Genomic DNA, 22,333 nt, shown 5'->3' with positions numbered 1-22,333 from the left:
TCGGCGAGCCGATATGAATTTGCAACGCGCAATTCTGCCGATGCGTGGTGCGCTGGCCGCGTGATCTCTGCTAAGCAGGGCACCACTAATCACATCAGGAGGATCTGCTCATGCGCGTCTTGCAACCGGCCGAGTGGTCGAAACCCCGCGGCTTCTCGCACGGTGTCGCGTTCGACGCGCCCGGCAAATGGATCGTGCTCGCAGGGCAGACCGGTGGCGACGAGAAGAGCGAGTACGCGCCCGAGATGGCTGCCCAGGTCGGCACGGCGCTGAAGCGCATTGTCAAGCTGTTGAACGAAGCCGGCGCCGGTCCCGAGCACATCGTCCGCCTGACCTGGTACCTGACCAGCCGCAGCGAATACGAGGCCGCGGGCGCCGGTATCGGCGCGGTGTGGAAGGAGACGCTCGGACGCAATTTCCCGCCGTCCACGCTGCTCTATATCGACGGGCTGGTCGATCAACGCGCCAAGGTCGAGATCGAGGTCACCGCGTTCGTGCCTGCCGCCTAGTCTTGCGCCATTGGGAGGTGTGCGAGTGATTGCTGCGCGGGCAGCAAAAAGCCCTCGGGGATAAACCGAGGGCTTTTCTTGTCGGCGTACCGATCGACTATTTCGACAGCGTGATGTTGGCGGCGCGGAACTGATTGTCAGCCTTGATCGCGACGGACTGCCGATTGCCGCTGGTGCGCATCGAGATATTCGCATCGAACCCCGGTGCGCTCGCAGCGACCTGGAAGTTGCCACCGCCGCCGCGGCCTTGCAGGGTGCCACTGACATTGCGGCTCGACTCCGTCCACGACCCGCTGACGGAGTTGCCTTCGGCCTGCACGTCGGCCGCCAGGTTGAACTTGTAGGCGTCGCTGGCGCAGATGAGGTTCATGGTCATCCTGGGCCCGCCGACATGATAGGTCGCACGGCAACGGATCCGCTCGCTGGAGCCGTCGTCCAGGGTGACCGAGCCGCCACCCGACCAGGTACCCGCCATGCCGGCGAACGGGCCGGACTGGGCATGGCCCGCGCTGCTTGCCAAGGCGGTCACGAAAAACGCGACGGCTGCAAATGCTGGCCGCCGCGCTATGACGAACAAACTTGATACTCTGCTGATCTTACTGACGGGACGCTTCCCATCGGCCGCTGCACGGTACGCCAGCTGATGCCCCATTCCACTTCCCCGATCCGGAGTTGCCACTGAGTTGTCCGTTCGCATATGCACCATTGATCGAGACTCGCACAAGGCCTCCGCTGCCGACGGTGCCGGAGATCGCCGCGCCCTGCGCCGAGATCTTTCCGTCGACGACATTCACCGTCGAACTGGACGACGGCTCGCAGCTGCCGGTCTTGGTGACGACGGTGACGCTCCAAAGGCCGTCATAAGGCTGCTGGGCGGACACGGGAGCAGCGGTGAGGGCGGCAGCCGAAGCGACCGAAGTGACCAAAATCAGGTCGCGGATGCGGATCGAACGCATGAATCAAATCCCTGTCATTTCGTGTGATGACGCGGCTTATCCTGTCACAATGTGTTCAAAATTTGCTGCGTCGCGAGAGCCCCGGATGTTCCTGTGAACTCAAACACATCATGGTGAATTCGGTTCCGGATCAGGAACGGAGAATCTGGCTCACTCTTTCGAGTCATTGGTGTTTTGATACCGTAGTAGCGGATTAGTGCTTGCCGGGGCTGAGGTTAGGCGCCTTGGTCGCAAACTGCTCATCCTGGGGCTTGGCCGGCAGCGAGCCGTTGACCTTGCCGTAGTCGATGACCTCGCCGAGCAGACGCAGCCCGAGCGGCGCCAGCGCGCGCTCCCACAATTCGCGTGCGGTCTCGCCCTTCTTGACGAACACCCAGTCCTGCGCGGCGATAGCGCCGGCGTCCATGCGGTCGGCGAGGTGATAGATGCTGCCGCCGGCGATCGGATCGCCCTCCTTGATGGTCCATTCCACCGCTGCGATGCCGCGGTGACGCGGCAGCAGCGACGGGTGGTATCCGATGCCGCCAAGCTTGGCCACGGCAAGGGCTTCCTTGCTGACCCGGGCATGGCTGTGGGCGGTCACGATCAGGTCGGTGCCCGGCGCGATCTCGGCGGCCGTCACCAGCTTGGGATCGGCCTGGACAACGACCTCGATGCCGGCCGCCCGGGCCGCCGCCGCCAGCCGGTCCTCGCCGTCATGGACGACCACCCTGACCAGCGTGACGTGGTGCTCGCGCAGCATGTTCAAGGTCGTCACGCCGAAATGGCGGGAACCGACGAGGGTAAGGCGCATGGGATCAATTCCGTGGGGGTTACGCGGGATTTGCTTGGGCTGCCGCTATGCCGATAGCACACCGCGGTGGCCTGTTTCGTTGTCCTGCCCGTTATCAACAGGCCGGCCGGCTGGCAACCTCAGGCCGCCGGCTGCTTGCTCGCCAGCACCTTGTCGATGCGCCGGCCGTCGAGATCGACGATCTCGAAGTCCCAGCCCTGCGCCGTGGTTTTCGCTCCGGTGTCGGGGATCGCGCCGAACGCATGTAGCAGGAAGCCGGCGGCGGTCTGGTAGGGCCGCGGCGAGGGCAGCACGATGCCGAGCAGTTCGCTGAACTCGAGCGCCGGCATCCAGCCCGAGATCAGATAGGAGCCGTCGTTGCGCCTGACATAGGCGGGCTCGGCCGGACCCTCCTCGGTATGGAAGGCGCCGACGATAGCCTCGAGGATGTCGGCGCTGGTGACGACGCCCTGGAAGGTGCCGTACTCATCGTGCACGAGGCCGATATGCACCGCGGAGTCGCGCAGGATTGCGACCACGTCGCGGGCGTCGACGGTCTCCGGAATGATCGGCGCATCGCGCGTCAGCGCGCGGATATCGGGCGTCTGGCCGGCGAGGTAGACGTCGAGCACGTCCTTGGCCTGCACGATGCCGAGCGCATGATCGCGGTTGCCGTCGAACACCACGCAGCGCGAGTGACTGCTCTTTTGCAGCGTTGCCAGGATCTCGGCCGCGGGGGCGGCGAGGTCGATCAGGCTGACCTCGTGGCGCGGCGTCATGACGGCGCCGACCGGCAGATCGCCGAGCCGCATCACGCCAGCGATCATCTCCTTTTCGCCGGGCTCCAGCACGCCGGCGTTCTCGGCTTCCACCACCAGCGTCTTGATCTCGTCCTCGCTGACGCGGTCCTGCGCATCCTCGCGATGGCCCAGCAGCCACAGCAATGATTTGCCGGAGCGGTCGAGCAGCCACACCACCGGCAGCGACAGTCTTGCCATCACCGTCATCGCCGGGGCGGCCCGCACCGCGATCGCCTCCGGATCGCGCAGCGCGATCTGCTTCGGCACCAGCTCGCCGACGATCAGCGAGGCATAGGTGATCACGCCGACCACGATGCCGACACCGGCAGCGTCGGCGACGTTGGCCGGCACGCCAACCTCGAACAGCCATTGCGAAAGCCGCTGGCCCAGCGTCGCGCCCGAGAAGGCGCCCGACAGCACGCCGATCAGCGTGATGCCGATCTGCACCGTGGAGAGGAATTTTCCGGGATCGGAGGCCAGTGCGAGCGCGCGGCGCGAGCCGCTGACGCCTTTCTCGACCAGCGCGGCGAGGCGCGCCGGGCGGGAGGAGACGATCGCGAGCTCCGACATCGACAACAGACCGTTGACGACGATCAAGACCGCCACGATCGCAAGTTCCAGATATAACACGGGAGTCCCTGAGGTTTGGCGGCATCGGCCGCTCTGCGACGCCCTATATAGGCATACCGGGGCGGTTTTGCTGCGCCTTGTCGGGCATTCCTGCACAAGCAGAGGGTGCGTATGGCGCGCATGCAGCAGCAGATCGCGGCATTTTGGCGCGCCGCCGATTATGACAGCGGCGCGTTCCCTTCGCGCCAAGCCGGAGCGGTCTGACCACGCTGCTAGGCGAGTATCCGCAGCTCAGGCCTTGCAAACGTCTTGCCCGTTCCAGCCGGCTGACTCAGCATCTGCTTGGAAGCGGCTTGCAGCTGCACGCGCAGATCGGCGTGACATTGCCTCATCTGGTTGCGCAGCTCGCGACGGGAGAAGGCTGTGAGCGAGGGGTCCGCAAGCTGCTGCCAGGCGTTGCGGAGCCATTCCTGCAGCTCGCGAATGTTCTGATCCAAAATCTTCTGATCCAGAATCTTCTGATCAAGGACGCTGGGCTGGGTCATGCAGCCAAATCCCACGAAGTGATCAGTTGCAAAGTAACGCTGATTCGCGTCGCTTCACCTAGCGCTATGTTGCGCGGGCGCATGGACGGCAGGGGAGATCCGATGTGGCAGGTCCGCCGTTGTCGGGCTCAGCGCGCGTTGCCGGGGCCGGTGCGCAGGAAATCCAGCGCGATCGGCAGCGCGAGGAACAGCGCAGCCACCATCGAGAAATGGCGCGTCTGCGCTGCGGTCAGGCCGAGATCGTGTTGGGCGAGATAGGCGAGCATGATCGCGGTGTAGGCGGCGACGCAGATCGCGACGGCGATGCTCCCGAAATCGATCTTGCCGTCGGTCTCACAGTCCATGGCGACACCACGTCGTTGCGAGAGTGGTGTAGCCCGGCTCGCGTTCAGCGACTATGAGCTGGATCACGGGCGCGAGCCTGCCGACCGGCGTCGCGCGCTGCGGCGATCGGTGAGGCTTGCTCGCGGCAAGGCGCCTAGCGAGGGAGCTTGCGTTCCGGCTGGCTCTCCTGTGGAAGCTTGACCGGGACGTGGGGTGACGTGCTCACCACACGCGGGCTGCCGTCGGAGTGGGTCTGGCCGTTGAGCAATGTCTCGAGAACCAAAAAGAATTTTTCAGAAAGCATGGGCGTAGCCCTCGTCGTCTAATGTCCTTATGTCGCCGCGCGCGGCGGAAAATTCGATCAACTAAAAGCGAGTCGCGCCGCCATGGCGATGCTGCGGCGGGGGTCTACCCTGTGCAATCCGGGAGATTACCGGCGCCGAACCTTCAGGCTGCGCGCCGATGGTTGCCAAATTCCTAACGGCGGCTGGCGCAGCGCGTGATTGCGTCACACCGTTCCTTCAACGAATCGACGTTAACGAGAGCGGCATGGATCGGGACCAGGACATCGACGAGGGATTTGGGTCGGCGCTGCGCCGCAGCTACGGGCGGTTTGCCTGGTGGATTGTGCGGCTCAACCGCGTGCTTGAGCCGTCGCGCCCGGCCGAGCCACCGCGCACCCAATTGCCGCCGCGCGCCGCCGTGCCGCCACGACGATCCATCCCGCCGCGCCCGGAATAGACCTCACCGGAATACCGCCGCCTCCTGTATCGGCCGTTCGGCCAGACTGCTATGCATGCGCCATCCGCGGGCCCCGGGGGTCCGCCGTTTTTGACGATGCGGCCGCGAGGCGGCGCAAGCGACGAGAAGGGACAGACACAATGATCGAGACGGTTGGCATCATCGGCGCCGGAACCATGGGCAACGGTATCGCGCAAATCTGCGCGGCGGCGGGGCTTGCCGTGACCATGGTGGACATCTCGGACGCGGCGGTGCAACGCGGCCTGAAGACGGTCGGGTCCAGTCTCGACCGCCTGGTGTCCAAGGAGAAGATGACGGCGGCCGATCGCGACGCGACGCTCGCGCGGATCAACGCGACCACGGACAAGTCAAAGCTTGCCGCCTGCGATCTGGTGATCGAAGCGGCCACCGAGAACGAGGACCTGAAGGTCAAGATCCTGAAGGACCTCTGCGCCGGGCTGAAGCCGAGCGCGCTGGTCGCGACCAACACCTCGTCGATCTCGATCACCCGCCTTGCGGCCTCGACCGATCGTCCCGACCGCTTCATCGGGATGCACTTCTTCAATCCGGTCCCGGTGATGGCGCTGCTCGAACTGATCCGCGGCCTGCAGACCTCGGACGACACGGTCGCCAAGGCCGAAGCGTTTGCCAAGCGTGTCGGCAAGGTCGCGATCACCGCCAAGAACAGCCCGGGCTTTGCAGTAAACCGCATCCTGTGCCCGATGATCAACGAGGCGATCTTCGCGCTGCAGGAAGGTATTGCGACCGCAGAAGAGATCGATGCCGGCATGAAGCTCGGCTGCAACCATCCGATCGGCCCGCTCGCGCTGGCCGACCTGATCGGGCTCGACACCATGCTGTCGGTGATGGAGGTGTTCTACACCGGCTTCAACGATCCCAAGTACCGGCCGGCGCCGCTCTTGAAGGAGATGGTCGATGCCGGCCATCTCGGCCGCAAGACCGGGCAGGGGTTCTACAGCTACAGCAAGTGAAATCTGCGTGCGCCCGACCCCGTAGTCATCCGGGATGGATCGCGCGGACAAGCTCGCGTAACCAAAATGCCTGATCCGCCACTGAGGCGGGGGACATCAGACACGAGGCCCGGGCTCCTAGGCACACCGGGCCTCGTGTTTTTTGTATGTCCCGCGCGCATCGAGGGCGCCCTGGCTTGCGATGCGCTGCTCCGCGCGCGGGTCACACCTTCTTGAGGCGGTGAGCGGAAACCTCGCAGATCTTCCCGGCGTACCTAGATCAACGGCTAGGTGCCGATCGAGAAGGAAGCAGGCTCATGCGCAGGTCAAATTTGGCGATTCTGGCGTTCGCGGCGCTCGGCACGAGCTGGATTGTCGGCTCCGCACAGCCGGCGGCGGCCGATCCCTACGACTATCCCTGGTGCATCCAGGGCAGGGACGAGGGATATCCCGGCTATTGCGGCTACCAGACCTACGAGCAGTGCCAGGCGTCGGCGTCAGGCCGTGATGCCTATTGCGGCATCAATCCGCGCGTCGCGTTCAGCCAGCAGCGGATAGCACCGCGGCGGATCCGGTAAGCGGCGCGAGTCCATCGGCCGCGCGGCCGTCAGGCACGATGGTTGCATTGCCGATGGACGGAGAATTCCCCCTGCGTTGGAGAGCACATGGGCGAGATCATCAGGTTCATCTCGAAGTCGGAACGCGAGCGTGCGCGTCTGATTCGCGAGGCCCGAGCCAATTACGAGCGCATCTTTCCATCGGCCGATTCGGCTGACGTGGAAGGCGCCGCGATTGAGGGCGACGGCGGCGAGGCGGCGTCGAAGCCATAGCCACCAGTATTGGCCCAAGAGGACGCGGACGCTGCGATGTGGAAACGGAACTGGCGGCAGTTTTGGCAGACATTCTGGCAGACTTGGACGATCGACAAGCCGGCCGCGCTCGGCGACTGGCTCTGGCTGGTCTTGGTCGTTGAGCTCGCAGCCCTGCTGGACCGCCTGACGTTGCGGAAGCTGATTGCGCTGATCCCGGTCGTGATCCTGATCGGGGCCTATCTGCACCGGATTCCGCTTCCTCCCGAATTGATGCTGGTCGGCGACGTGCTGGCCTATATCGACGTCTTCTCAATGGTGTTCCTGATCGGCCTGTTCACGCGCGTGGCGACCGTCATGGCCGTCGTGCGGCAGGTCATCGAGTTCGCCCAAAGCCTCGCGCGGCGCGTGCCGATGGCGCTACGCCGGTTTGACACGCGTCATCGTCGCGCCAGGGACAGCGCGCGCCGCAGGCGCCTCAGCGGTGCGAGGACCGACGATGATGAGCCCGCCGTCGTCGCGGGCCTGGCGTGGGCATAGATCGGGGCGATACGGCGGTGAGCAACGCAAGTGCGCCAGCTATCGCGGCTGCCGAGCCTGTTCGTCGCTGTCGGCGGCCGCGGGATGGGCAGGGCTACCTGCAGAAGAGCTGCTCTGAGAGCCGACTTGAGCGCCGTCTTGGCTACGGCGGTGCGAGCTGGAGAGATCGGTTGGGCCATGCTGCCAGGAGCGATGAAACGCGATCCCCATCTGGAAACTCCAGATACCGAACAGCAACGCGCCGGCCGCACAGGCGGCCACGAAGGCCCAATCGCGTTTCTTCATCTGATACAACAACGCCAGCTCAAGGATGCGCCGGCCGCTGGCCCGCGCCAACCACTCCCCCAAACGCCTCGCCACCGCAATCCGCGCGAAGATGCCCCAACACTGCGGTCAAGGCGTTGCTGCGTCCGAAGCAAGACTCAACGCATAGTGATGCGATCGGGCGCGCTTGTCGATCCGCGCAGCTCACGGAGCGGTGATTATCAAATCATGCCTCCAGCAACACTCCGACCAGATCATCCCGTGTCCGCAACAATCTTGCCAAACTTTCACTAGGCCGTCGGCGCACTGAGTTCGAAGATGCAAATGAAATCGGACGAATCGCAATGACCGAACTTGAGGAGCTTCGCTACTTCGAGCATCAGTGCCTGGAGATGGCCAGGCAGTCCACGCTGCCGGATGCTCGTCGCGCGCTCCAGATCCTGGCACGCAACTACGCCTCGGCGGCCGAAATCCTCGAACGGCGCGCACAATCCGCCAACACGGCGCTCGCCCGATTGCTTCGATGCCTGAGGCTCTGACCTAAGGCCCGTCGAGGTCCTGCTGTCTGACCAGATCCGTCATCAGGACGAGCAGTTCGCGGTCCATCTGATCGCCGTCGATCTCGGACGGGTTTGCAAGCAGGCCTTCCATCTTGCGCGTCCAGTCCGGGCCGGCAGTGGCGCCGGCATAAGCCATCGACCAATCGGAGAAGCGCCGCGGCGTCGCTGGCCTGAAGGTCAGGAGGGTGACGTCGCGATGCCTCGGATCGGACTCGATGGCGCTGAATATCTCTTCGACGGCGGCCCGCTCACCTTCGAGGACTTGGCAGAAGTAACCCTCACTGAACAGCAGGACGCCGGTCACGCCGAGCCGCGCATTCTTCGAGCGTGACTGCGCGAGGACGCTGCGAATGATCTCATTCGCGGAATTGTCCTGGACGTTGCTGTTGCTACGACTGACATAGATCAGGGCATGCTCGGTGAACGACATCCTCAAATTGCCTCGGTGCGTCGAAGGACGAAGCCGGCAACGGACCTGCGGTCCGAATGAAAAGGGGCCGCGTCACGCTAACGGCCCCTACCGGCGAATTTGGAGATTTCGATCTTGATGCAATAGCCCAAGTTCCCCGCTGCTAGCGCGGTTCCCGACTAAAGGGGAATCCGGAGAAACACGGGACGGCGGGCGGCGCTGTCGGTCGCTGTCCGAGAATGAGCGCAGCGCGTCGAACTCATCACGATGTTGAACAGGCGTTCAGGAAAGTTCCGAACTTGTTCCTGCAACATGCGTGGCAGCCAGTCGTTAGCAACGGGTACTGCAAAGGAGGATGTCATGACGAAGCTTGCTTACGCGCTTGCCGCAGCGGCGGCCCTCACGATAACGGCACCGACCATTGCCAGCGCGCAGGGTGTCGGCGTCTATTTCGGCAGCAGCCCCGGCTACTACGGCGATCGATATGACGGTCCGCGCGTCTACCGTGAGCACGATCGCGGCTGGCACCACGGCTGGTATCATCACCGCGATTACTATCGCGACCGTGGCGTCGTGATCCGCGGTCGTGACTGGGACGACGACTAGCGGATGCCGAACGCATCTGCACAATCAAAGGAAGGGCCTTGCTTCGGCGGGGCCCTTCTTTGTTGGTGGCGTCGGCAAGCTCCACGCATGGATGCCGCTGCCGTACGAGCAACGTTTCATTAACCCGACTCGCCCAGGCTCATGTTGGGCCGTCTGGATGGGCCGCTATGCAGAAGGCCGCCACGACAAGCTCCGTGGCGGCCTTTTGCGTTTTAACAGTGCTGAGGGAGACGACCGATGGACTACGGCGCCTTCACCGACGCCAGCCTGAAGATGATGTACGAAGCCATCCGCGGCGCGCTCAAGGCCGACGATGAATTCGAGGCCAACGGCGAAGAGCCGAAATTCCGTGTCCGCGCGACGCCCGAATGGAAACGCCACGCCGGCAGCCTCGAGGCCGAGATGCTGAAGCGTGGGCTGCAACTCGATATCATCGACTGGACCGGCGGTCAGGGCGAGTTGCCGCTGACGGTGGACCCCTCGTGAGCGTGCAGCGGTGCCGGCATTTGCGGGGGCTGGCGGAGCGCGGACACCGCCGCGGCGGCCGCATCCAGATCGCTTACAGCGGGTCGTGGAGGCGATGAGAGACCAAAGCTCGATCTATCCCTTGGGAATGGGTTTCCCTCCCGCAGGGCCTATTGGCTTGGGACCGGCCAGGGGCGGAGGGCTTATGGATGGAAAAGGAATCTGATCCGCTTCGTTGGTAGATTTTTCCGGTCGTTTCCTGGGGCGAATCTCATCATCCGATGATGGGCAAATCCTTTCCCAGCCTGGACCATAGGCCGTGTTCAGAAAATCGATCTGATCTGTCTCGAAGGTCTGAACAATCCGCTGTCTACTGCATGCGGGGACGGTTGCGCTTCTTGCCTCTTTTCCGAGAGGACCCGTCAGCGAATAGCGCAGTGTGACCGGTGCGCCGCAGTAATTGACGACAGTCCACGTCTGCAAGGAGCCGTCCTTGGTTTTGATGGGGCTCATGAGGCAGCTTTGTGCATTTGCAGTTGCGGCAAGTACGCAAGGCACGAACCAAACCGCGACTGTCCTGGCAAGTTTCATGGGCCGGCTCCTGGCATCGCATTCTGCACACGGAAAGAAGGATGGCCACCCGCTAGCAAGTTCGCCCATGGAGTGCGGGATTTGCGCTAGAGAACGCCGGACGGGCGTGGAATCCGCCAGAGACAACACTTTTCGAGTCAGTCTGCGCATTGATCACGCACGGAGAACCACGGAAACAATCCGTGTGCTCATGTTTGCCGGATTGCTCGTGCTGTTGCCACGGCGATACAGAGATACCCGTGCAACAATGCTAATCAACCTGCATCTGAACCAGGATGGGGTTGCGTCGTGTCGGGATCTGATCATTGGAACGGTGCAAATAGTCCTTACTCGTCTGGCGAAGCGCCGCAGTTGCGCGATGAGCAACAGCTGTTCGACCGCTATCACAAGTTCGACGATGCGATCTCGCGATCGACACAGAGTGTCTCGAGAACCGTAATCTGGGATCGCTACAACCCGCCGGTTCGTTGATCTGGTCAGCCGCCGGGCGAAGCGCGATATCCATTGTTGAAGCGCTGACGCCACACCGCTGAATAGCGGCGATGGCGCCTGGCCAAAATGGGACCTGCAGCCGACTTCCTTGCCCGCGATTTCAATGGTCTCATCGGTGAATGAATTCGTCGATGAGCTTGGTCGTCGAAGATGGGCTGTAAAGTATTGAATTTGCTTGGTGAGCGCGGACGCGGGATGCGGCGGGCACGTTGGCATGTGCTCTAGAAGCAGATGCCGGGTATCCGCGGCGATCTCATCGCGCCTGATTGGGCTACTCTCCGCATAGAACGGCTGCATCTTTGTCGCGAATTTGCGGGCAATTTCGAGCGGCTGTCGCTTGAGCATTGCCAAAAGACAGGCGTTCCGTGCAGCCTTTGTGAATATCGAGACGATGGCCGTAGAAACACGGGAATCTCGGGCGGGGAGAATAGGGTAAAATGCAGATGTGCGATAAGCGCTTCGAGGAGTTTTTACGTGCAAGTCATACGAGATGGATTTTTATCGCTTCTGGCCTTGGGAGCATTGACCCTGGAAGGTCACGCGCAAACTGTGGTCGCAGCATTGGAGTGCGATTTTCCGCCAGCTTCGAGTGATGATTGGAACATGGCCGCGGCGACCCTGCAGTATTACGTTGATCCCGCAGGAGGCTGGAAGGTGGAGCAAGATTCCTTCTCCTTCGACGGCCCGACAAACATCACCATCGGTGGAAAAGATCACTCAGCTTCGCTTTCGATCACTATTTCTCGACAGTCAGGCAAAGCTACCAAGACCCTGTCGTCGGAACAGAAATCCCTTACGATAAGTGGGGAATGCAGAAAGATGGACTCTTCCGGACGCAAGTTTTAGGCGACCCACCGGCTCAAATGCTCGAGGCGGCGAGCGGAGAAGCGGCCAAACTAGTTGCAAGTCGTGATGGATCCCGCGGTCCGCATGGCGTTGCAGATGACAGGATCGACCCCGGGCGCGACATAGGCGGCGCAGCGGCGTGAGTGCAAGACGAAATCTGTAAGTCTGTCCGGAGGTCGATAAAGTCGCTTGGCTATTGAATTTAGTTTGGTGAGCGCGGAGGGACTCGAACCCTCGACCCCATGATTAAAAGAAAGATCTTCAGGCACTTTTCTTGAATGATTTCAGCGATCGCGGTTGGCAACGCACGCGCCGAATCCTGCTCGAACGTGCTGCAAAAAACGGGGGTTTGCCAACCACTACGCATCGCTTTTCCGAGCCCCCAAAACGTGCACGCGCTGCGCTTCCCAGCCGGTCTCCAGCAGCTTCATTGCCGACCGAGCAAGGCGGAATTTCGAAACCTCCTTGGCGTAGTGCCGCACCATCGCCGCCGACATGCCGACGATCGCACCGACTTGGTCCTCGGTGCAGCCGACTTCGAGGAGCATGCAGACCGCATTCTTCCGGAGCCCGTGGAACGTCCAGCGCTTCTCCTGAAGGATGGCGAGCGGCTTCGAGCCGTTGACCTCCTTTTCCATCTCCCGGCCCCACGCCGTCTTGAAGCCCTCATAGGTCCACGGTTGGCCGTCGGCCCGGAGGTGGAGGAGGACTTGCGGATTGTCCTTGTCGACCGGGTGGCCGTCGATGATGGTCCGGTACTCGGAATGGATCTGGGTCGGAATCCACGACTTGATCTTCTGGGCATAGACCTGAATTTCGGCCGCGTCGCTCTTCGGCCGGAGCATGTTCAGCACGGTTTCTTTGCGCTGACCGGTAAAGAGGCCGGAGTAGACCGCCATGTGCAGGTCGGCCCGTCCGTACTCAAAGAACAGCTCGAAGGCCTGCGGCGTCCAGGGCGAATAGGTGCCGTCGCTGTCGCGGCGCTCCGTGTGCTCGACCGGATTGTCCTTGCGGTAGCCCCGAGGGATGCCCCAACTGATGATCCTGCCTAGCGTCGAGCGGAACACGCGGCCGGCCGCGGGCGTGTCCTTGAAGGCTTTGTCCAGCACGCTCTGGATGGTGGTCGCCTCGAGGCTATCGACCGGGTCATCGCCCCAAGCGTCCTTGATCATCACCATGTAGCGATCGTACTGGTCGCGTGTGCCTTCCGAGATGTCGTCGGTGTAGGCGGCGTGCTCCTTGAACTCGACAATCAGAGAATTGAAGGTCTTGCGGATGCCGGCTTGCAGTTTCCGGCCGATGTCGTCGGCCTTGTCGACAGCAGCCCAAAAAGCCTCCGCCGGGGTTGCGGCGGGCAGGGGGTGGCGTCGATCGGTCACGTCCAAAAAGAACCAGGACCACTCGCCTGCGGCGTCCTTCGTGGCGTCCAGCCGGGGAATGTAGGCCACGCATTTCGCGAACTCGGCCGAAAGCGGTTCGCCTGGAATTCGGACACGCGGCCACTGTCGGGCAGTACGCCGAAATTTCTCGAAATAATAATAGGTTCTGCCATTCGGCTTATGAACTGGGCGAACGTGTTCAGGGAGTGCCACCGTTCCCCCTCCGACCCTTGGTCTGCCGTTCTTTTGCATTGATGAACCGTTCGGCCATATCCGATTGAGCCTGCGGCTCAGGCTGCGCGGGCGCCGGGGCCGCCGTCAATGGCTGTTCCCGGCCAAATCGCAGCTTTCTCCATTCGTCGATTTGGTCGAGATCGTACATGCCGGTGTCAGGGTCGGCTGGCGGGAAGCCGCGTTTCAGCAGGTTGGGCAGCAGTTCGTTGAACCGGTCCAATGTCAGGTGCAGCCGGCGAGCCGCCTTTTCCGGGGGCACGTCGCCTGGGTCGACCCGGAACCGGATGTCGGCGCCGCGCAGCGCGTCGGCTCCTTCTCGGCGATCAGGGGTCATGGTGCTACCTCGACCTCTACGCCGCGCTCGACCGGGTCGATGCCGGGCCGCATGTCGTGCCTCTCGCCCGAGAGGTGGCGGTGCCAGTTCAGCAGCGCGGCCGCGGTCGAGATGGTGTGGTGTTTGGCCTTCTCGGAATCGCCGGCCGCCGCTGCCGCTGCGGCCTTCTGTGCCAGGTAGCCGATCAGCCAGAACCAATCGAAGGCGGTCTTGCCGGCGTCGTGCTCGGCGGCGTAGCGGATGACCTGGTGACCGGCCTCGAGCCGGGTACCCTCGAACCAGTCTTGGACCTCCGGCGAGAACAACGCCGCCGCGGTGCGAAGCGCCCATGCGTCCATCCCCAGCGTCTCGGCATAGCCGGGGTTGCCCTTCCACCGCTCCGCGATGCGATCCATGGTCTCGGCGCGGGCGAGCAGTTGCTCTTGGGTGTACGGTGCGTTCATGCTGCCGGCCTCATTTCCTTCAGGTTGCCGACGGCGGCTTGGATCTGGTCGAGGAACGGATCCAACCGCTTGACGTCGCGGCCCCAGACCCGCGCGCACAGCCTCGGCATAGAGGTCGATGGTGTCGGCGGTGTAGCGGCGCAGAGCAGCCTTCTGCTTGTCGTACTCGCTGAACGAGCGGCGGCGGCGACCCGGCGCCGGCACATCGAGCTCCGTCTTCGGCATCTGCGCCAGCCTGGCACGGACCACAGGGTGCTGGGCGCCGGCGGCGGTGACGTTGAACAGGTTGCCGGTCTGGATGATGGCGGACTCGTCGCCGGCCCCGACATGCATCGCGATCGCGGCCAGTTGGTCGAGGGCCGGTGTCTTGTCGAAGAAGACGCAGACGTTGGCGAGCCGCGTCCCGTCCTGGGCGCAGAGCTTCACCTCGAGGGCGCCATGCCCGACGGTAGCGATGGAACGGGCCCGGGCCACCTCGATCGAGACGTCGCGACCGGCAAAGGTGATGGCCTCGCCGCGGGCGAAGGCTCCGACCTTGGCTGGGCCGAGGAGTCCGGCGCAGAACGATGCTGCCCGGCGGACGGCGCGGCGATCGCGCTCGATGCTGCCGTTGGAGAAGAACCGGCGGCGCTGCTCGGCCTCGAATTTCTGCCGCGCTCGGTGGTATTCGACCCGGTAGCTTTCGCGCTGTTCGAGCAGCAGGTCGCAGACCAGATCCAGATCTGCCGGCACCGCGGTCGGCAGTTGACGTAGCCGGCTGGCCAGCAGCCGCGCTCGCGGCATCGAGCAATCCTCGAGGCGAGCATAGCGACGGATCGCGCCCGGAGCGTAGAGCTTGCGCCTGGCGCCCGGTGTCGGGTCGTAATTGTCGTCGCAGCGCCAGTGCCGGCGGTACGGTATCGCCGCGCCGCCGCGGGTCTCGTCCTCGAAATTGAAGTGGGCGAGGTATTCCGCGATGTTCAGGAGGTGCTTCGGCTCCCATCGAAGCCCGACGGCCACAAAGGAGCGGCGCTCATGCTCCGGCAGTTCGGCGATGATCTCGTGGGCATAGGCGTCGAGCTCGTGGCATCGGGATTGCCGGCAGTGCAGCAGGTGGCCAATCTTCCGCTTCTCGATGAGCTCGGGCACCAGTTTCCTGCTGCCGAGGAGAGTCAGGACGGCGTGCGCGAAGGCGCCGAGCTCGTCGTGCTCCACAGCGCTGTCGAGGAAATACTCGATCTCGGCAGGGAAGGGTGACCGCTGGAACTGCATCAGCCGCCCCGCATCTGCTGGACACCGACAGACTCGCGCGTGGCGACCTCGCGCGCGGTGCAGGCCTTGCGCACGGTGCGGGCCGGCGCCGCGGGCGTCTGAACGAGCTCGGCCTTGCCTTCGGCCACCATCGCTTCGAAGTCCTGATCCTTCATCGAGAGGGCTCGATGCTTGAGAGCGTCTTTGACCTTCTTCAGTTGCTTGCTGGTGTCTGGCGCCACCAGGCCGCCCATGCGCGGCTCGATCAGGAAGAACGTCACGCCGGCCTTCATCTTCCGCTCGATGATCTCGACCATGCGTTCGTCGTTCTCCGCCTCCCAGGTGATGGTGACGTCGCCGGTTTCATTCAAGATTGTCAGTGCGCGAGTCATGGGAAAAGGATCTCCCCGGCTTTGGCTGTGCCGCTCGATGGGTAGGAGACAAAGCCGAGCGTCGACAGGCGAGAGAGCGCCTTCGCGAAGCCGGTGCTCCTGACGTTCTGATAGCCGGATCGCTCGGCCAAGAGTGCGCGATCCATGACCCCGGGATAGGCCGTGATCAGATGGCCGAGGATCTTCCCTGCGGTCTCGCCGAGAATTCTGATGACCTGCGCTTGGACATCTTCAGTCGTCAGAGCCGCGGGGCGAGGGCGAGCCTGCTTTAGGCCCGCGTCGGTCAGCCCAACCGTTCCGCTGTCGGGATAGGAGACCAGGCCCCCTGCAGACAGCCCAGACAAGGCCTTCGCGAACCCAGTGCTTCTCACGTTCTTGTAGCCGGCCACCATCGCGACCAACTGCCTCGGCGGTGCCAAGCCGCAGAGCCGCTGCATTTCGGCAACCGAGTTCAGTATCTTCTGCTGCACGCCGCCGATTGGCCCATCGCCGCCCGCCGCCGGCGATGGTGGAGGCGCTGCCGGCCGCACCGGTGCGCGAGCAGGGGCGTTCACGGATCGCGAGCCCGGTTTCAGCAGGGAGCGATGATTGCGCAGTTCTCGTGCGTGCGGCGGAGCGTGATCGGCGGAGCTTTGATGCTTCGATTGGACCTCTGCGACACGAGCAAGCAGATTTTGCACGCCAGCCCCGATCACCTTGAAGTCTTCGAACAAGTCGAGGAAGGGATGCAGACCGTCCCACAGCCCTTCCTGATATGCGGCGTCAATTTCCTCCCGCGAGGCAGCCGCTGGCGGCGCACCGCCCTTCGCCAACTCGGCGTTGAGGCGCGTGATCTCGGCCCGGAGCGCCGCGACGTCAGCCGTGTCCGGGTCCACCGTCTTTGCCGCCTTCGCAGCGGCATTCAGTTGCGCCAGCATCCGCTGCATGGCGGCGGGGGCAGGCGGAGTCGGCACGGCGGCCTGGCCCGCCTTGATGACCGTGGTCGCGGCATCGCCGATCATCATCTGTGTCGGCTCGATGCAAAGTGCAGGCCCAAAGGCCCAGAACTGCCGCGTCCGAAGTCTTAGCAGCCCGCGGGCTTCCTCGGAATTGGCCCGAAAGCCGAGGGCGTCGGCGGTCGACCGGCGGTCCGTCGGCTGCCCGATCCGGCCCATCAGCCAGTTGTTCACCGGGCCGGTTGCGTCCTTGTTGATGCTGGAGATCCGAGGCGTGGCCAGGACTCCTGTAAATCCGCGCTTGCGGCCGAGCGTCATGAGCGACGTCACGGCCGCCGAGCTCCCGACCAGGCCGACCTGGGGTGCATACATCTGCGCCTCGTCCAAGACGACGAGCGCGGGATGCCAAAGGTCCTTCGGTGCCGCGATGAGAGCGTCCAGAAACAGCGCGATGAATTCGCGCCGCTCGTCGATCGGGAGGCCGTTGATCTGGATGATCGCCGAAAAGCCGGTCTTCAAGATCGTTAGCGCCAGCGCCGCGGCGTTGTGGACGCTTGCCTCGCAGTCGCCATTGTCACCGCCGGCGATCAGGTACTCGAACTTTTCGCGCAGCGTGTAGAACTCGTCCTCGACGTCGATGACAATGTGCTGGACGAAGCCGTGCGTGGTCTCGAGCAGTTTGCGGATTGCTCCTGATTTGCCGGCGCCGCTATTGCCCTGGATACAGAGATGCGACCCGATCAGCTTGTCGAGCTCGAGCGTGACGTCGGTGCCGTCCGCATAGGTGCCGATGACGGCATGCAATGGCTTGGTCAAATGAGCGGTCAAACTGGTATCCCCTGAAATTCAACGAGCGGCGTGTCGCCCCGGACGTAGAGCGGGTGCTTGGGCGTGCCGCCCTTGTTGAGGCCAAGACACCACAATTTGTGCTGGTCCCGGCGCAAAGCGTCCTCGGCATCCACCGCGAAATGAACGAGGTTGCGGTGAAGGTTGCCCCAGGCGCAGACGATCTTGGCTGCTTGCTTCGCAGTGTCCCGGATCAGCGGCAGATTCCCCTTGCTCCGCGGCACGACGCCGGGCTTGAGGAGCGCGGCCGGCTCCGTTGCGCGGAAGTCGCAGACGTTCATCATGGCGAGGCCGTCGAAACCCCACTCCATCGAGAAGTCGATCACCTTGTTCATAGTGGGGTCGTCGACGTTGGCATCGGCGACCGACGGGTTCATGCCGATCCAAAGGACGAAATTGTTAGGCAGCCTTGTGCCGGCAGTGAACAGGTTCACCCACTTCCGTGTCAGCATCGGCCGATAGCAATCGTTCTCGCCCCAGAACATGGCGTCACCGGCGACGCCATCGGCGAGCCGCAGCTTGACCTTGCCGCCCGGATTGTGGAGCGCCGCGTTCATGACGTCGCACCAAACTGCGGCTGCCCGCCTTCGATCAGGGCCTTCTTCCGTGCCGCGCAGGCTTGGATCAGCGTGTCGTATTCGGGTGAGCCGATCAGGATGGCGTGCTTCGCCAGATAGGGGCCCGACCCGTGGTACCAGTTCTCGAGATCCGTAACGCTGGCAGCGCCGGCGATCGCGGGCAGCATCAGATCAAGCGCTTCCTTCCGCTTAGCGGTGATGCGACGCTCGATCTCGCGCCTGATGTTCCACTTCCAGTCGTCGCTGAAGTCCTTGTCCAGCATCCAGGTGAGGAAGCCGTCATCGGCGGCCGATAGAGGCTTGCCGCTGAACTTGCCGAAATCGAACTTGGAGAAGACGGCTGGCTCCTCGCTCCACTGGATCAGTATCTCGATCGGTTGGTGCTTCAGGAGCTCGATCACCAAGAAGCCGCAGAGATAGGCGTCGGGGAGGGCGCGGTGCGGTGGCATCGCCAGTGCCGGCATCGCCTTCGGATGGTCGAGCAGCCGCAGCGAATAGCGCAGCTCCTGCAGCTTATGGCCGTCGAGTTCGGGCCATTGCCGGAGTGCGCATTTCCATGTGTCGATCCAGCGCGCCTTGACCAGTGGGTCGAAGAACTGGCGCTCGTACTGAGCAAAATGCGCCGCGAAGATGAGTTCTTCGCCTTCATACTCCGGATCAAGTTCGACAAGCTTCCGCCAAGCCACGTTCCATGCCGGGGCGTCGGCGACGTCGGCATCGGTGAGATGGTGCACGGCGGACGACGCCGGCGGGATCGGCGCCGCTGGCTTCACGAAGGTGTGGTAGCCGGTGGTGTAGAGGTGTCCGTCGCGGATATCGTAGGCGCCGATTTCGATCACCTCGGCGTCGGGTTCTGTGCTGGTTGCTTCGACATCGCAGGGTCGGATGATCATGCTGCGCTCCATTGTCCGCGACCAACCCGCACGCCGGCGCCCAACTGGAGCACCTGCCGGATCTTGGCCTGGTAGTTCGGGTTGGCCGCGGTCTTCGGGTGAGACGCGAAGGCGCGGTAGATATCGGCGAGGGCAACGGGACCGCGTTGTGCCCGCAGCCAGTCGGCGATGGCGTCGCGCCAGGTTGTCGCCAGCGCCAGGACGATGACGCTCCGCGGCAGGCGCAGAGGCACGAACTGGCCGAAGTCTCGATCGACGGAAGCCAGCACCTCGGCATGTCGATCGCCATAGGCGCAGAGAACCGACGGCGCGCCGGAGTCGCCGGCGGTGCCACCGTCCGGCGTGCAGAAGTCGATCCGGCCGCGCGGGAAGAGAACCGCCGAGGCGCGGTCCCAGACATTCCGGAAGAACGTCGCGGTCTCGGTGCGCGCGAAGATCAGCGCGATACCGCGCCCGTGGTCTGCCATCCTCGCCATGAACCGGCCGAGCAGCCCGCGCAAATATGGCGGGTTGAGCCAGACGTCACCCTCCCACGGCAGGATCAGCCCGTTGTCGACGACCGTGTAGTGACGGCGGGCCGTCCGCCATGGCTGGCCAACCATCGCGCTCGGATCCAAATCGAAGGCTTCCCAGCCACCGAGCATGCGCAGAAGCCAGGGTGGTGTCAGCCAGTTGTCCGTCCGGCCGCGCCGCGGAGTTTGGTGGCCGCCGATGCCGGCGAAGAGAGGGGCGCTATGCATCCGCCGCCTCCTTCACTGCGCGCCGCTCGCGTCGATCGGTCCGCCGGCCGATCCTGAGAAAGCCGAATGGGAGATGGATCTCGATGTTTGGTCCGCCGAAACAGACGTGAAGCCCAAACGAAATGTGGTCCCAGCCGGAGCGCCAGAAGTAGCAGACCCAGGTTTCACCTTCCCAACCGAACTGTCGGGTGCGGCGCATTTGCTCCCAGCGAGACCAGTTCTGCTTTGCGCGTCGCGTCTTCTCTCGCTCTTCGGACGCAACCATGAACGCCACGCCGTCGTTCATGCCATCGCGATACGATGGATCGTTGACGAAGCGGTCGCGGTCGTAATCGACTTCCTGCGGGCAACTGCTGCTCACGGCGCCATCCTCACTCCTGTGGATTTCCGAATTAATCGTCGTAGTCGCCGTAGCGGTCGAGCTCTGCGCGGTCGCGTTCTTCGCGACGTTTTCTGCATGCGCCGCAGACCTCGTAGACGGGTCCGGACATGCCTTCCTCGTAGTCGCGCGTGGGAGCCAGGTCCGTTGCCGGTCCCTTGCACCAGTCGCAAGTGCCGGTTCGAGCCTCTGCCGACTGCGCGTAGTCGCGCTCCGCCTTCAGACACTCCTCGCAGAGATCATTCATCTCGCAGCCGAAGGAGTCGGTCTCGCCTTGCACGCGAGCGACGGCCGGACGATCCGGGTGCTGGTCGCACATCGTGCCGTCGGGCAGGTCGTGGCGAGATCCTGGCAGGCTTGAGATCGGGCCGGTGACGTCAGCCATGAGCCGCCTCCCGTTTCAGAGCGTCGGCGATCTCCGGGGAAACCGCGCCGCCCGTCTTGGCGAGGTACGCGGCCATGAGAGCGCCGGTGAGGTTGTCGCCCTCGAACCGACGTTCGCTCCAGTCGGTAAAATCGCCGCAAACCTCGACCGCGCTGTTCGGCCCCATGTTGAAGTCGGGGTTGTCGCAAATCAGGGTCACGCTGTAGCCTTCGTCCGCGCGCAGGGCCTCGACGAGTAACCATGCCGCTGGCGGCGCCGGCTTCCGCGCCGACCATGCCTCGACGGTGGCCTCGCAGCGGCAGTCTGTGCACTGGACTTTTGGGGTCTCGATCATCTGGCCACGCCAACCGGTCCATTGGCTGAACAGGTTCAACTTGGCCGAATGGCAAAGGGGACACGGCCCGAGTATGGTGACCTTACTCATGCCGTTTTGCCCTTCTGCTTGACCTGGGCGTAGTGCCAGTCCCGGACAGTCCGATAGGTCAGTCCGGCCAGGATCTCGGTCGCGCGCTGGCACTGCTCGAGCGTGAACATGCCAAAGTGGCAGTCGTCGCGATCGATCCCGAGGTGGTGCGCAAGGTAGCGATACAGACGCGTGCGCGCGGCTTTCTTGATCTTGTTTTCGGCTTGATGATCCTCCGGATTGTATTGGCCGGATGACAGTGCGCCCTTCCAGATCGGATCGAAGACGTTGTCGTGCAGGTTCGATCGCGCCGCTCCGGTCGCGGCATTCGCCGGCGTGCCGAGACTTTTCGTGGTGCCGGGATGGCAGCCGCAGTAAGCACCGCAGCGGTCGCACTTATAGAAGTGCTTCCAGTGAAGGTCGCGCCGGTGCGGATAGATCTCTTGTCCGGTCGTGAGCCTGGTGGTCCTGCCGCAGCAATTGGGAACGGTGTCTGTCATGCGGCCTCGCGCTGTTCTTCTTCGGGGACAAACCAGATGGTGCCAGGCACCAGCCGGATTAGCTTCGGGCGCGGCACATCATCGGGAAGGATCTCGCCCCACTTCTCGGTGAACCGCTGCGCAAGCGCCGCTTCGGCTTCCTGATCTGGCGCGCCGGGCCGGACGAGGACGGTGCCAAACAGGAATTCCTTTTTGCTTGGCCACTGATAGACGGCGCACCAAGCGCGCATTGGAGTTCCGGTCATCATGCCGCGCGCGCCTCCGGAGCATCCACGTTGGCCTTGATGACGCGCGCCGAGATCGCGACCACCTCGGGGTTCTTGTCCCAAGAGCCCATGCCGTGCAGCGACAACCAGAGCGCCGAGAAGCACGCGACAGCGTCTGTCCCGCGGTTCAGCCCAGCCCAGTAGTCGCGGTCACCGCGGCGCTCCACGCCCTCAGCAAGGGCATCAGCCTCGCTGATCGCGGTCAGCCGCTCGATTTTCGTCGCCGTGACGATCATCGTGATCCGCGAAAACCGGCGCGGCATATGGATCGAGACGATGGGCTTCGTCCAATCTCCGTCGTCCGGATTGCCGTCGGCCCAGTACCAGACGTCGGTATCGGTGATCAGGCTCGGTTTCGTCCCGGCCCAACGATGCTCCGCGCTGGTGGTCTCTCGCACCCAGAGGCGGTCGCCGACTTTGACGGATTGCCACGGTGAGGGCGGCCAAGCGAGGCGCATGCCGGTGTCATCGGGGCCGCTGACCTTGTAGCCTTCGACGCGGAGTCGCTTCGCCTTGTGACCATCCTCGTCATCATAGACGCTGAACGGTGCACCCCAGGCCAACCGCCTGGTCATGGTCTTGCCGGTCCCCGGAACTTTGATCTCTCGGAGCAGGCCCTGCACCAT

32 protein-coding genes are annotated in these 22,333 nt (G+C 63.6%); 10 read left to right on the top strand and 22 right to left on the bottom strand.

Annotated elements, in window-relative coordinates; genetic code table 11:
- Nucleotides 1-110: 110 nt before the first annotated feature.
- On the top strand, nucleotides 111-509 hold the full coding sequence (locus tag CO675_RS12100) for a RidA family protein (protein WP_097672130.1): 399 nt from the start codon (nucleotides 111-113) through the stop codon (nucleotides 507-509).
- Between the two features lie 97 nt (nucleotides 510-606).
- Here CO675_RS12100 and CO675_RS12095 read toward each other — a convergent pair whose 3' ends face one another.
- The 6 genes from CO675_RS12095 to CO675_RS12070 form a co-directional block, all read right to left on the bottom strand.
- A complete protein-coding gene (locus CO675_RS12095) occupies nucleotides 607-1,161 on the bottom strand; it encodes a hypothetical protein (RefSeq protein WP_198964573.1) in 555 nt (184 codons plus the stop codon).
- Entirely contained in the window at nucleotides 1,106-1,465 is a 360-nt protein-coding gene (locus tag CO675_RS12090; protein WP_245452726.1) for a hypothetical protein, read from the bottom strand. The genes CO675_RS12095 and CO675_RS12090 overlap by 56 nt, the downstream gene beginning before the upstream one ends.
- A gap of 193 nt (nucleotides 1,466-1,658) precedes the next feature.
- Nucleotides 1,659-2,258 carry a formyltransferase family protein gene (locus CO675_RS12085; protein ID WP_097672129.1) on the bottom strand — a complete coding sequence of 200 codons (600 nt, stop codon included), beginning with the start codon at nucleotides 2,256-2,258 and terminating at the stop codon, nucleotides 1,659-1,661.
- A 119-nt stretch (nucleotides 2,259-2,377) separates the two neighbouring features.
- Nucleotides 2,378-3,667 carry a hemolysin family protein gene (locus CO675_RS12080; RefSeq protein WP_097672128.1) on the bottom strand — a complete coding sequence of 430 codons (1,290 nt, stop codon included), beginning with the start codon at nucleotides 3,665-3,667 and terminating at the stop codon, nucleotides 2,378-2,380.
- Nucleotides 3,668-3,879: 212 nt separating this feature from the next.
- A complete protein-coding gene (locus CO675_RS12075; RefSeq protein ID WP_097672127.1) occupies nucleotides 3,880-4,152 on the bottom strand; it encodes a hypothetical protein in 273 nt (90 codons plus the stop codon).
- A gap of 128 nt (nucleotides 4,153-4,280) precedes the next feature.
- On the bottom strand, nucleotides 4,281-4,496 hold the full coding sequence (locus CO675_RS12070; RefSeq protein ID WP_097672126.1) for a hypothetical protein: 216 nt from the start codon (nucleotides 4,494-4,496) through the stop codon (nucleotides 4,281-4,283).
- 529 nt (nucleotides 4,497-5,025) lie between these two features.
- Here CO675_RS12070 and CO675_RS12065 point away from each other — a divergent pair.
- From CO675_RS12065 to CO675_RS12050, 5 genes are all read left to right on the top strand, one after another.
- A complete protein-coding gene (locus CO675_RS12065) occupies nucleotides 5,026-5,217 on the top strand; it encodes a hypothetical protein (RefSeq protein WP_097672125.1) in 192 nt (63 codons plus the stop codon).
- 62 nt (nucleotides 5,218-5,279) lie between these two features.
- Entirely contained in the window at nucleotides 5,280-6,209 is a 930-nt protein-coding gene (locus CO675_RS12060; protein ID WP_349644020.1) for a 3-hydroxybutyryl-CoA dehydrogenase, read from the top strand.
- 296 nt (nucleotides 6,210-6,505) lie between these two features.
- Nucleotides 6,506-6,766, top strand: a complete 261-nt coding sequence (locus tag CO675_RS12055; protein WP_097672123.1) for a DUF3551 domain-containing protein — start codon at nucleotides 6,506-6,508, stop codon at nucleotides 6,764-6,766.
- An 87-nt stretch (nucleotides 6,767-6,853) separates the two neighbouring features.
- A complete protein-coding gene (locus CO675_RS40935) occupies nucleotides 6,854-7,018 on the top strand; it encodes a hypothetical protein (RefSeq protein ID WP_198964572.1) in 165 nt (54 codons plus the stop codon).
- Nucleotides 7,019-7,054: 36 nt separating this feature from the next.
- Complete coding sequence (locus CO675_RS12050; RefSeq protein ID WP_097672122.1) at nucleotides 7,055-7,537, top strand: hypothetical protein; 483 nt, start codon at nucleotides 7,055-7,057, stop codon at nucleotides 7,535-7,537.
- 39 nt (nucleotides 7,538-7,576) lie between these two features.
- On the opposite strand, the gene CO675_RS12045 is transcribed toward CO675_RS12050, so the two are convergent.
- Nucleotides 7,577-7,873, bottom strand: a complete 297-nt coding sequence (locus CO675_RS12045) for a hypothetical protein (RefSeq protein WP_143278989.1) — start codon at nucleotides 7,871-7,873, stop codon at nucleotides 7,577-7,579.
- Nucleotides 7,874-8,145: 272 nt separating this feature from the next.
- Between CO675_RS12045 and CO675_RS12040 the strand changes: the two genes are divergently transcribed.
- A complete protein-coding gene (locus CO675_RS12040; protein ID WP_097672120.1) occupies nucleotides 8,146-8,340 on the top strand; it encodes a hypothetical protein in 195 nt (64 codons plus the stop codon).
- 1 nt (nucleotide 8,341) lies between these two features.
- Here CO675_RS12040 and CO675_RS12035 read toward each other — a convergent pair whose 3' ends face one another.
- Nucleotides 8,342-8,791 (bottom strand): BLUF domain-containing protein, encoded by a 450-nt coding sequence (locus tag CO675_RS12035; RefSeq protein WP_097672119.1) that lies wholly within the window; start codon nucleotides 8,789-8,791, stop codon nucleotides 8,342-8,344.
- Between the two features lie 339 nt (nucleotides 8,792-9,130).
- On the opposite strand from CO675_RS12035, the gene CO675_RS12030 reads away from it, so the two are divergent.
- The 3 genes from CO675_RS12030 to CO675_RS39905 all read left to right on the top strand — a co-directional run bounded on the left by CO675_RS12030 (nucleotide 9,131) and on the right by CO675_RS39905 (nucleotide 11,770).
- Nucleotides 9,131-9,376 carry a hypothetical protein gene (locus CO675_RS12030; protein WP_198964571.1) on the top strand — a complete coding sequence of 82 codons (246 nt, stop codon included), beginning with the start codon at nucleotides 9,131-9,133 and terminating at the stop codon, nucleotides 9,374-9,376.
- 237 nt (nucleotides 9,377-9,613) lie between these two features.
- The gene (locus CO675_RS12025) at nucleotides 9,614-9,862 is read left to right on the top strand and encodes a hypothetical protein (RefSeq protein ID WP_097672118.1); all 249 of its coding nucleotides are present in this window, start codon (nucleotides 9,614-9,616) and stop codon (nucleotides 9,860-9,862) included.
- 1,536 nt (nucleotides 9,863-11,398) lie between these two features.
- A complete protein-coding gene (locus CO675_RS39905; protein ID WP_143278987.1) occupies nucleotides 11,399-11,770 on the top strand; it encodes a hypothetical protein in 372 nt (123 codons plus the stop codon).
- Between the two features lie 359 nt (nucleotides 11,771-12,129).
- Here CO675_RS39905 and CO675_RS12020 read toward each other — a convergent pair whose 3' ends face one another.
- The 14 genes from CO675_RS12020 to CO675_RS11955 form a co-directional block, all read right to left on the bottom strand.
- Nucleotides 12,130-13,218 carry a site-specific integrase gene (locus CO675_RS12020; RefSeq protein WP_097672117.1) on the bottom strand — a complete coding sequence of 363 codons (1,089 nt, stop codon included), beginning with the start codon at nucleotides 13,216-13,218 and terminating at the stop codon, nucleotides 12,130-12,132.
- A gap of 130 nt (nucleotides 13,219-13,348) precedes the next feature.
- A complete protein-coding gene (locus CO675_RS12015; protein ID WP_097672116.1) occupies nucleotides 13,349-13,717 on the bottom strand; it encodes a hypothetical protein in 369 nt (122 codons plus the stop codon).
- On the bottom strand, nucleotides 13,714-15,411 hold the full coding sequence (locus CO675_RS12010; RefSeq protein WP_097672115.1) for a hypothetical protein: 1,698 nt from the start codon (nucleotides 15,409-15,411) through the stop codon (nucleotides 13,714-13,716). Before CO675_RS12010 ends, CO675_RS12015 begins: the two co-directional genes overlap by 4 nt.
- The gene (locus CO675_RS12005; RefSeq protein WP_143278986.1) at nucleotides 15,411-15,707 is read right to left on the bottom strand and encodes a hypothetical protein; all 297 of its coding nucleotides are present in this window, start codon (nucleotides 15,705-15,707) and stop codon (nucleotides 15,411-15,413) included. The genes CO675_RS12010 and CO675_RS12005 overlap by 1 nt, the downstream gene beginning before the upstream one ends.
- Nucleotides 15,708-15,778: 71 nt before the next feature.
- Complete coding sequence (locus tag CO675_RS12000) at nucleotides 15,779-17,545, bottom strand: helicase HerA domain-containing protein (protein ID WP_158231230.1); 1,767 nt, start codon at nucleotides 17,543-17,545, stop codon at nucleotides 15,779-15,781.
- Nucleotides 17,542-18,120: a DUF1643 domain-containing protein gene (locus tag CO675_RS11995; RefSeq protein ID WP_097672112.1), complete on the bottom strand. Its 579-nt coding sequence runs from the start codon at nucleotides 18,118-18,120 to the stop codon at nucleotides 17,542-17,544. Before CO675_RS11995 ends, CO675_RS12000 begins: the two co-directional genes overlap by 4 nt.
- Nucleotides 18,117-19,034 (bottom strand): 3'-5' exonuclease, encoded by a 918-nt coding sequence (locus tag CO675_RS11990; protein ID WP_158231229.1) that lies wholly within the window; start codon nucleotides 19,032-19,034, stop codon nucleotides 18,117-18,119. Before CO675_RS11990 ends, CO675_RS11995 begins: the two co-directional genes overlap by 4 nt.
- Nucleotides 19,031-19,774 (bottom strand): DNA N-6-adenine-methyltransferase, encoded by a 744-nt coding sequence (locus tag CO675_RS11985; RefSeq protein WP_097672110.1) that lies wholly within the window; start codon nucleotides 19,772-19,774, stop codon nucleotides 19,031-19,033. The genes CO675_RS11990 and CO675_RS11985 overlap by 4 nt, the downstream gene beginning before the upstream one ends.
- A complete protein-coding gene (locus CO675_RS11980; RefSeq protein ID WP_097672109.1) occupies nucleotides 19,767-20,135 on the bottom strand; it encodes a hypothetical protein in 369 nt (122 codons plus the stop codon). The genes CO675_RS11985 and CO675_RS11980 overlap by 8 nt, the downstream gene beginning before the upstream one ends.
- 31 nt (nucleotides 20,136-20,166) lie before the next feature.
- Complete coding sequence (locus CO675_RS11975; protein WP_097672108.1) at nucleotides 20,167-20,538, bottom strand: hypothetical protein; 372 nt, start codon at nucleotides 20,536-20,538, stop codon at nucleotides 20,167-20,169.
- Entirely contained in the window at nucleotides 20,531-20,962 is a 432-nt protein-coding gene (locus CO675_RS11970) for a hypothetical protein (protein ID WP_097672107.1), read from the bottom strand. Before CO675_RS11970 ends, CO675_RS11975 begins: the two co-directional genes overlap by 8 nt.
- Complete coding sequence (locus CO675_RS11965) at nucleotides 20,959-21,441, bottom strand: zinc-finger-containing protein (protein WP_097672106.1); 483 nt, start codon at nucleotides 21,439-21,441, stop codon at nucleotides 20,959-20,961. Before CO675_RS11965 ends, CO675_RS11970 begins: the two co-directional genes overlap by 4 nt.
- Nucleotides 21,438-21,689, bottom strand: a complete 252-nt coding sequence (locus CO675_RS11960; RefSeq protein WP_097672105.1) for a hypothetical protein — start codon at nucleotides 21,687-21,689, stop codon at nucleotides 21,438-21,440. Before CO675_RS11960 ends, CO675_RS11965 begins: the two co-directional genes overlap by 4 nt.
- On the bottom strand, nucleotides 21,686-22,333 hold the full coding sequence (locus CO675_RS11955; RefSeq protein WP_143278984.1) for a hypothetical protein: 648 nt from the start codon (nucleotides 22,331-22,333) through the stop codon (nucleotides 21,686-21,688). Before CO675_RS11955 ends, CO675_RS11960 begins: the two co-directional genes overlap by 4 nt.

Source organism: Bradyrhizobium sp. C9 (assembly GCF_002532045.1).
In the GTDB taxonomy this organism is placed as follows: Bacteria; Pseudomonadota; Alphaproteobacteria; order Rhizobiales; family Xanthobacteraceae; genus Bradyrhizobium.
The sequence above is the reverse complement of the archived record's forward strand: the minus strand, read 5'-3'. Positions and strand labels throughout refer to the sequence as shown.

What these genes read in the sequence shown, in the direction of transcription:
- CO675_RS40935 (WP_198964572.1), top strand. Translation starts at nt 6,854, where the DNA reads ATGGGCGAGATCATCAGGTTCATCTCGAAGTCGGAACGCGAGCGTGCG.
- CO675_RS12025 (WP_097672118.1), top strand. Translation starts at nt 9,614, where the DNA reads ATGGACTACGGCGCCTTCACCGACGCCAGCCTGAAGATGATGTACGAA.
- CO675_RS12040 (WP_097672120.1), top strand. Translation starts at nt 8,146, where the DNA reads ATGACCGAACTTGAGGAGCTTCGCTACTTCGAGCATCAGTGCCTGGAG.
- CO675_RS12010 (WP_097672115.1), bottom strand. Translation starts at nt 15,411, where the DNA reads ATGCAGTTCCAGCGGTCACCCTTCCCTGCCGAGATCGAGTATTTCCTC.
- CO675_RS12070 (WP_097672126.1), bottom strand. Translation starts at nt 4,496, where the DNA reads ATGGACTGTGAGACCGACGGCAAGATCGATTTCGGGAGCATCGCCGTC.
- CO675_RS11975 (WP_097672108.1), bottom strand. Translation starts at nt 20,538, where the DNA reads ATGGCTGACGTCACCGGCCCGATCTCAAGCCTGCCAGGATCTCGCCAC.
- CO675_RS12005 (WP_143278986.1), bottom strand. Translation starts at nt 15,707, where the DNA reads ATGGTCGAGATCATCGAGCGGAAGATGAAGGCCGGCGTGACGTTCTTC.
- CO675_RS12075 (WP_097672127.1), bottom strand. Translation starts at nt 4,152, where the DNA reads ATGACCCAGCCCAGCGTCCTTGATCAGAAGATTCTGGATCAGAAGATT.
- CO675_RS12035 (WP_097672119.1), bottom strand. Translation starts at nt 8,791, where the DNA reads ATGTCGTTCACCGAGCATGCCCTGATCTATGTCAGTCGTAGCAACAGC.
- CO675_RS11960 (WP_097672105.1), bottom strand. Translation starts at nt 21,689, where the DNA reads ATGATGACCGGAACTCCAATGCGCGCTTGGTGCGCCGTCTATCAGTGG.
- CO675_RS12090 (WP_245452726.1), bottom strand. Translation starts at nt 1,465, where the DNA reads ATGCGTTCGATCCGCATCCGCGACCTGATTTTGGTCACTTCGGTCGCT.
- CO675_RS11970 (WP_097672107.1), bottom strand. Translation starts at nt 20,962, where the DNA reads ATGAGTAAGGTCACCATACTCGGGCCGTGTCCCCTTTGCCATTCGGCC.
- CO675_RS11990 (WP_158231229.1), bottom strand. Translation starts at nt 19,034, where the DNA reads ATGATCATCCGACCCTGCGATGTCGAAGCAACCAGCACAGAACCCGAC.
- CO675_RS11965 (WP_097672106.1), bottom strand. Translation starts at nt 21,441, where the DNA reads ATGACAGACACCGTTCCCAATTGCTGCGGCAGGACCACCAGGCTCACG.
- CO675_RS11985 (WP_097672110.1), bottom strand. Translation starts at nt 19,774, where the DNA reads ATGCATAGCGCCCCTCTCTTCGCCGGCATCGGCGGCCACCAAACTCCG.
- CO675_RS12100 (WP_097672130.1), top strand. Translation starts at nt 111, where the DNA reads ATGCGCGTCTTGCAACCGGCCGAGTGGTCGAAACCCCGCGGCTTCTCG.
- CO675_RS11995 (WP_097672112.1), bottom strand. Translation starts at nt 18,120, where the DNA reads ATGAACGCGGCGCTCCACAATCCGGGCGGCAAGGTCAAGCTGCGGCTC.
- CO675_RS12055 (WP_097672123.1), top strand. Translation starts at nt 6,506, where the DNA reads ATGCGCAGGTCAAATTTGGCGATTCTGGCGTTCGCGGCGCTCGGCACG.
- CO675_RS12095 (WP_198964573.1), bottom strand. Translation starts at nt 1,161, where the DNA reads ATGGGGCATCAGCTGGCGTACCGTGCAGCGGCCGATGGGAAGCGTCCC.
- CO675_RS12015 (WP_097672116.1), bottom strand. Translation starts at nt 13,717, where the DNA reads ATGACCCCTGATCGCCGAGAAGGAGCCGACGCGCTGCGCGGCGCCGAC.
- CO675_RS12065 (WP_097672125.1), top strand. Translation starts at nt 5,026, where the DNA reads ATGGATCGGGACCAGGACATCGACGAGGGATTTGGGTCGGCGCTGCGC.
- CO675_RS12030 (WP_198964571.1), top strand. Translation starts at nt 9,131, where the DNA reads ATGACGAAGCTTGCTTACGCGCTTGCCGCAGCGGCGGCCCTCACGATA.
- CO675_RS12050 (WP_097672122.1), top strand. Translation starts at nt 7,055, where the DNA reads ATGTGGAAACGGAACTGGCGGCAGTTTTGGCAGACATTCTGGCAGACT.
- CO675_RS11955 (WP_143278984.1), bottom strand. Translation starts at nt 22,333, where the DNA reads ATGGTGCAGGGCCTGCTCCGAGAGATCAAAGTTCCGGGGACCGGCAAG.
- CO675_RS12085 (WP_097672129.1), bottom strand. Translation starts at nt 2,258, where the DNA reads ATGCGCCTTACCCTCGTCGGTTCCCGCCATTTCGGCGTGACGACCTTG.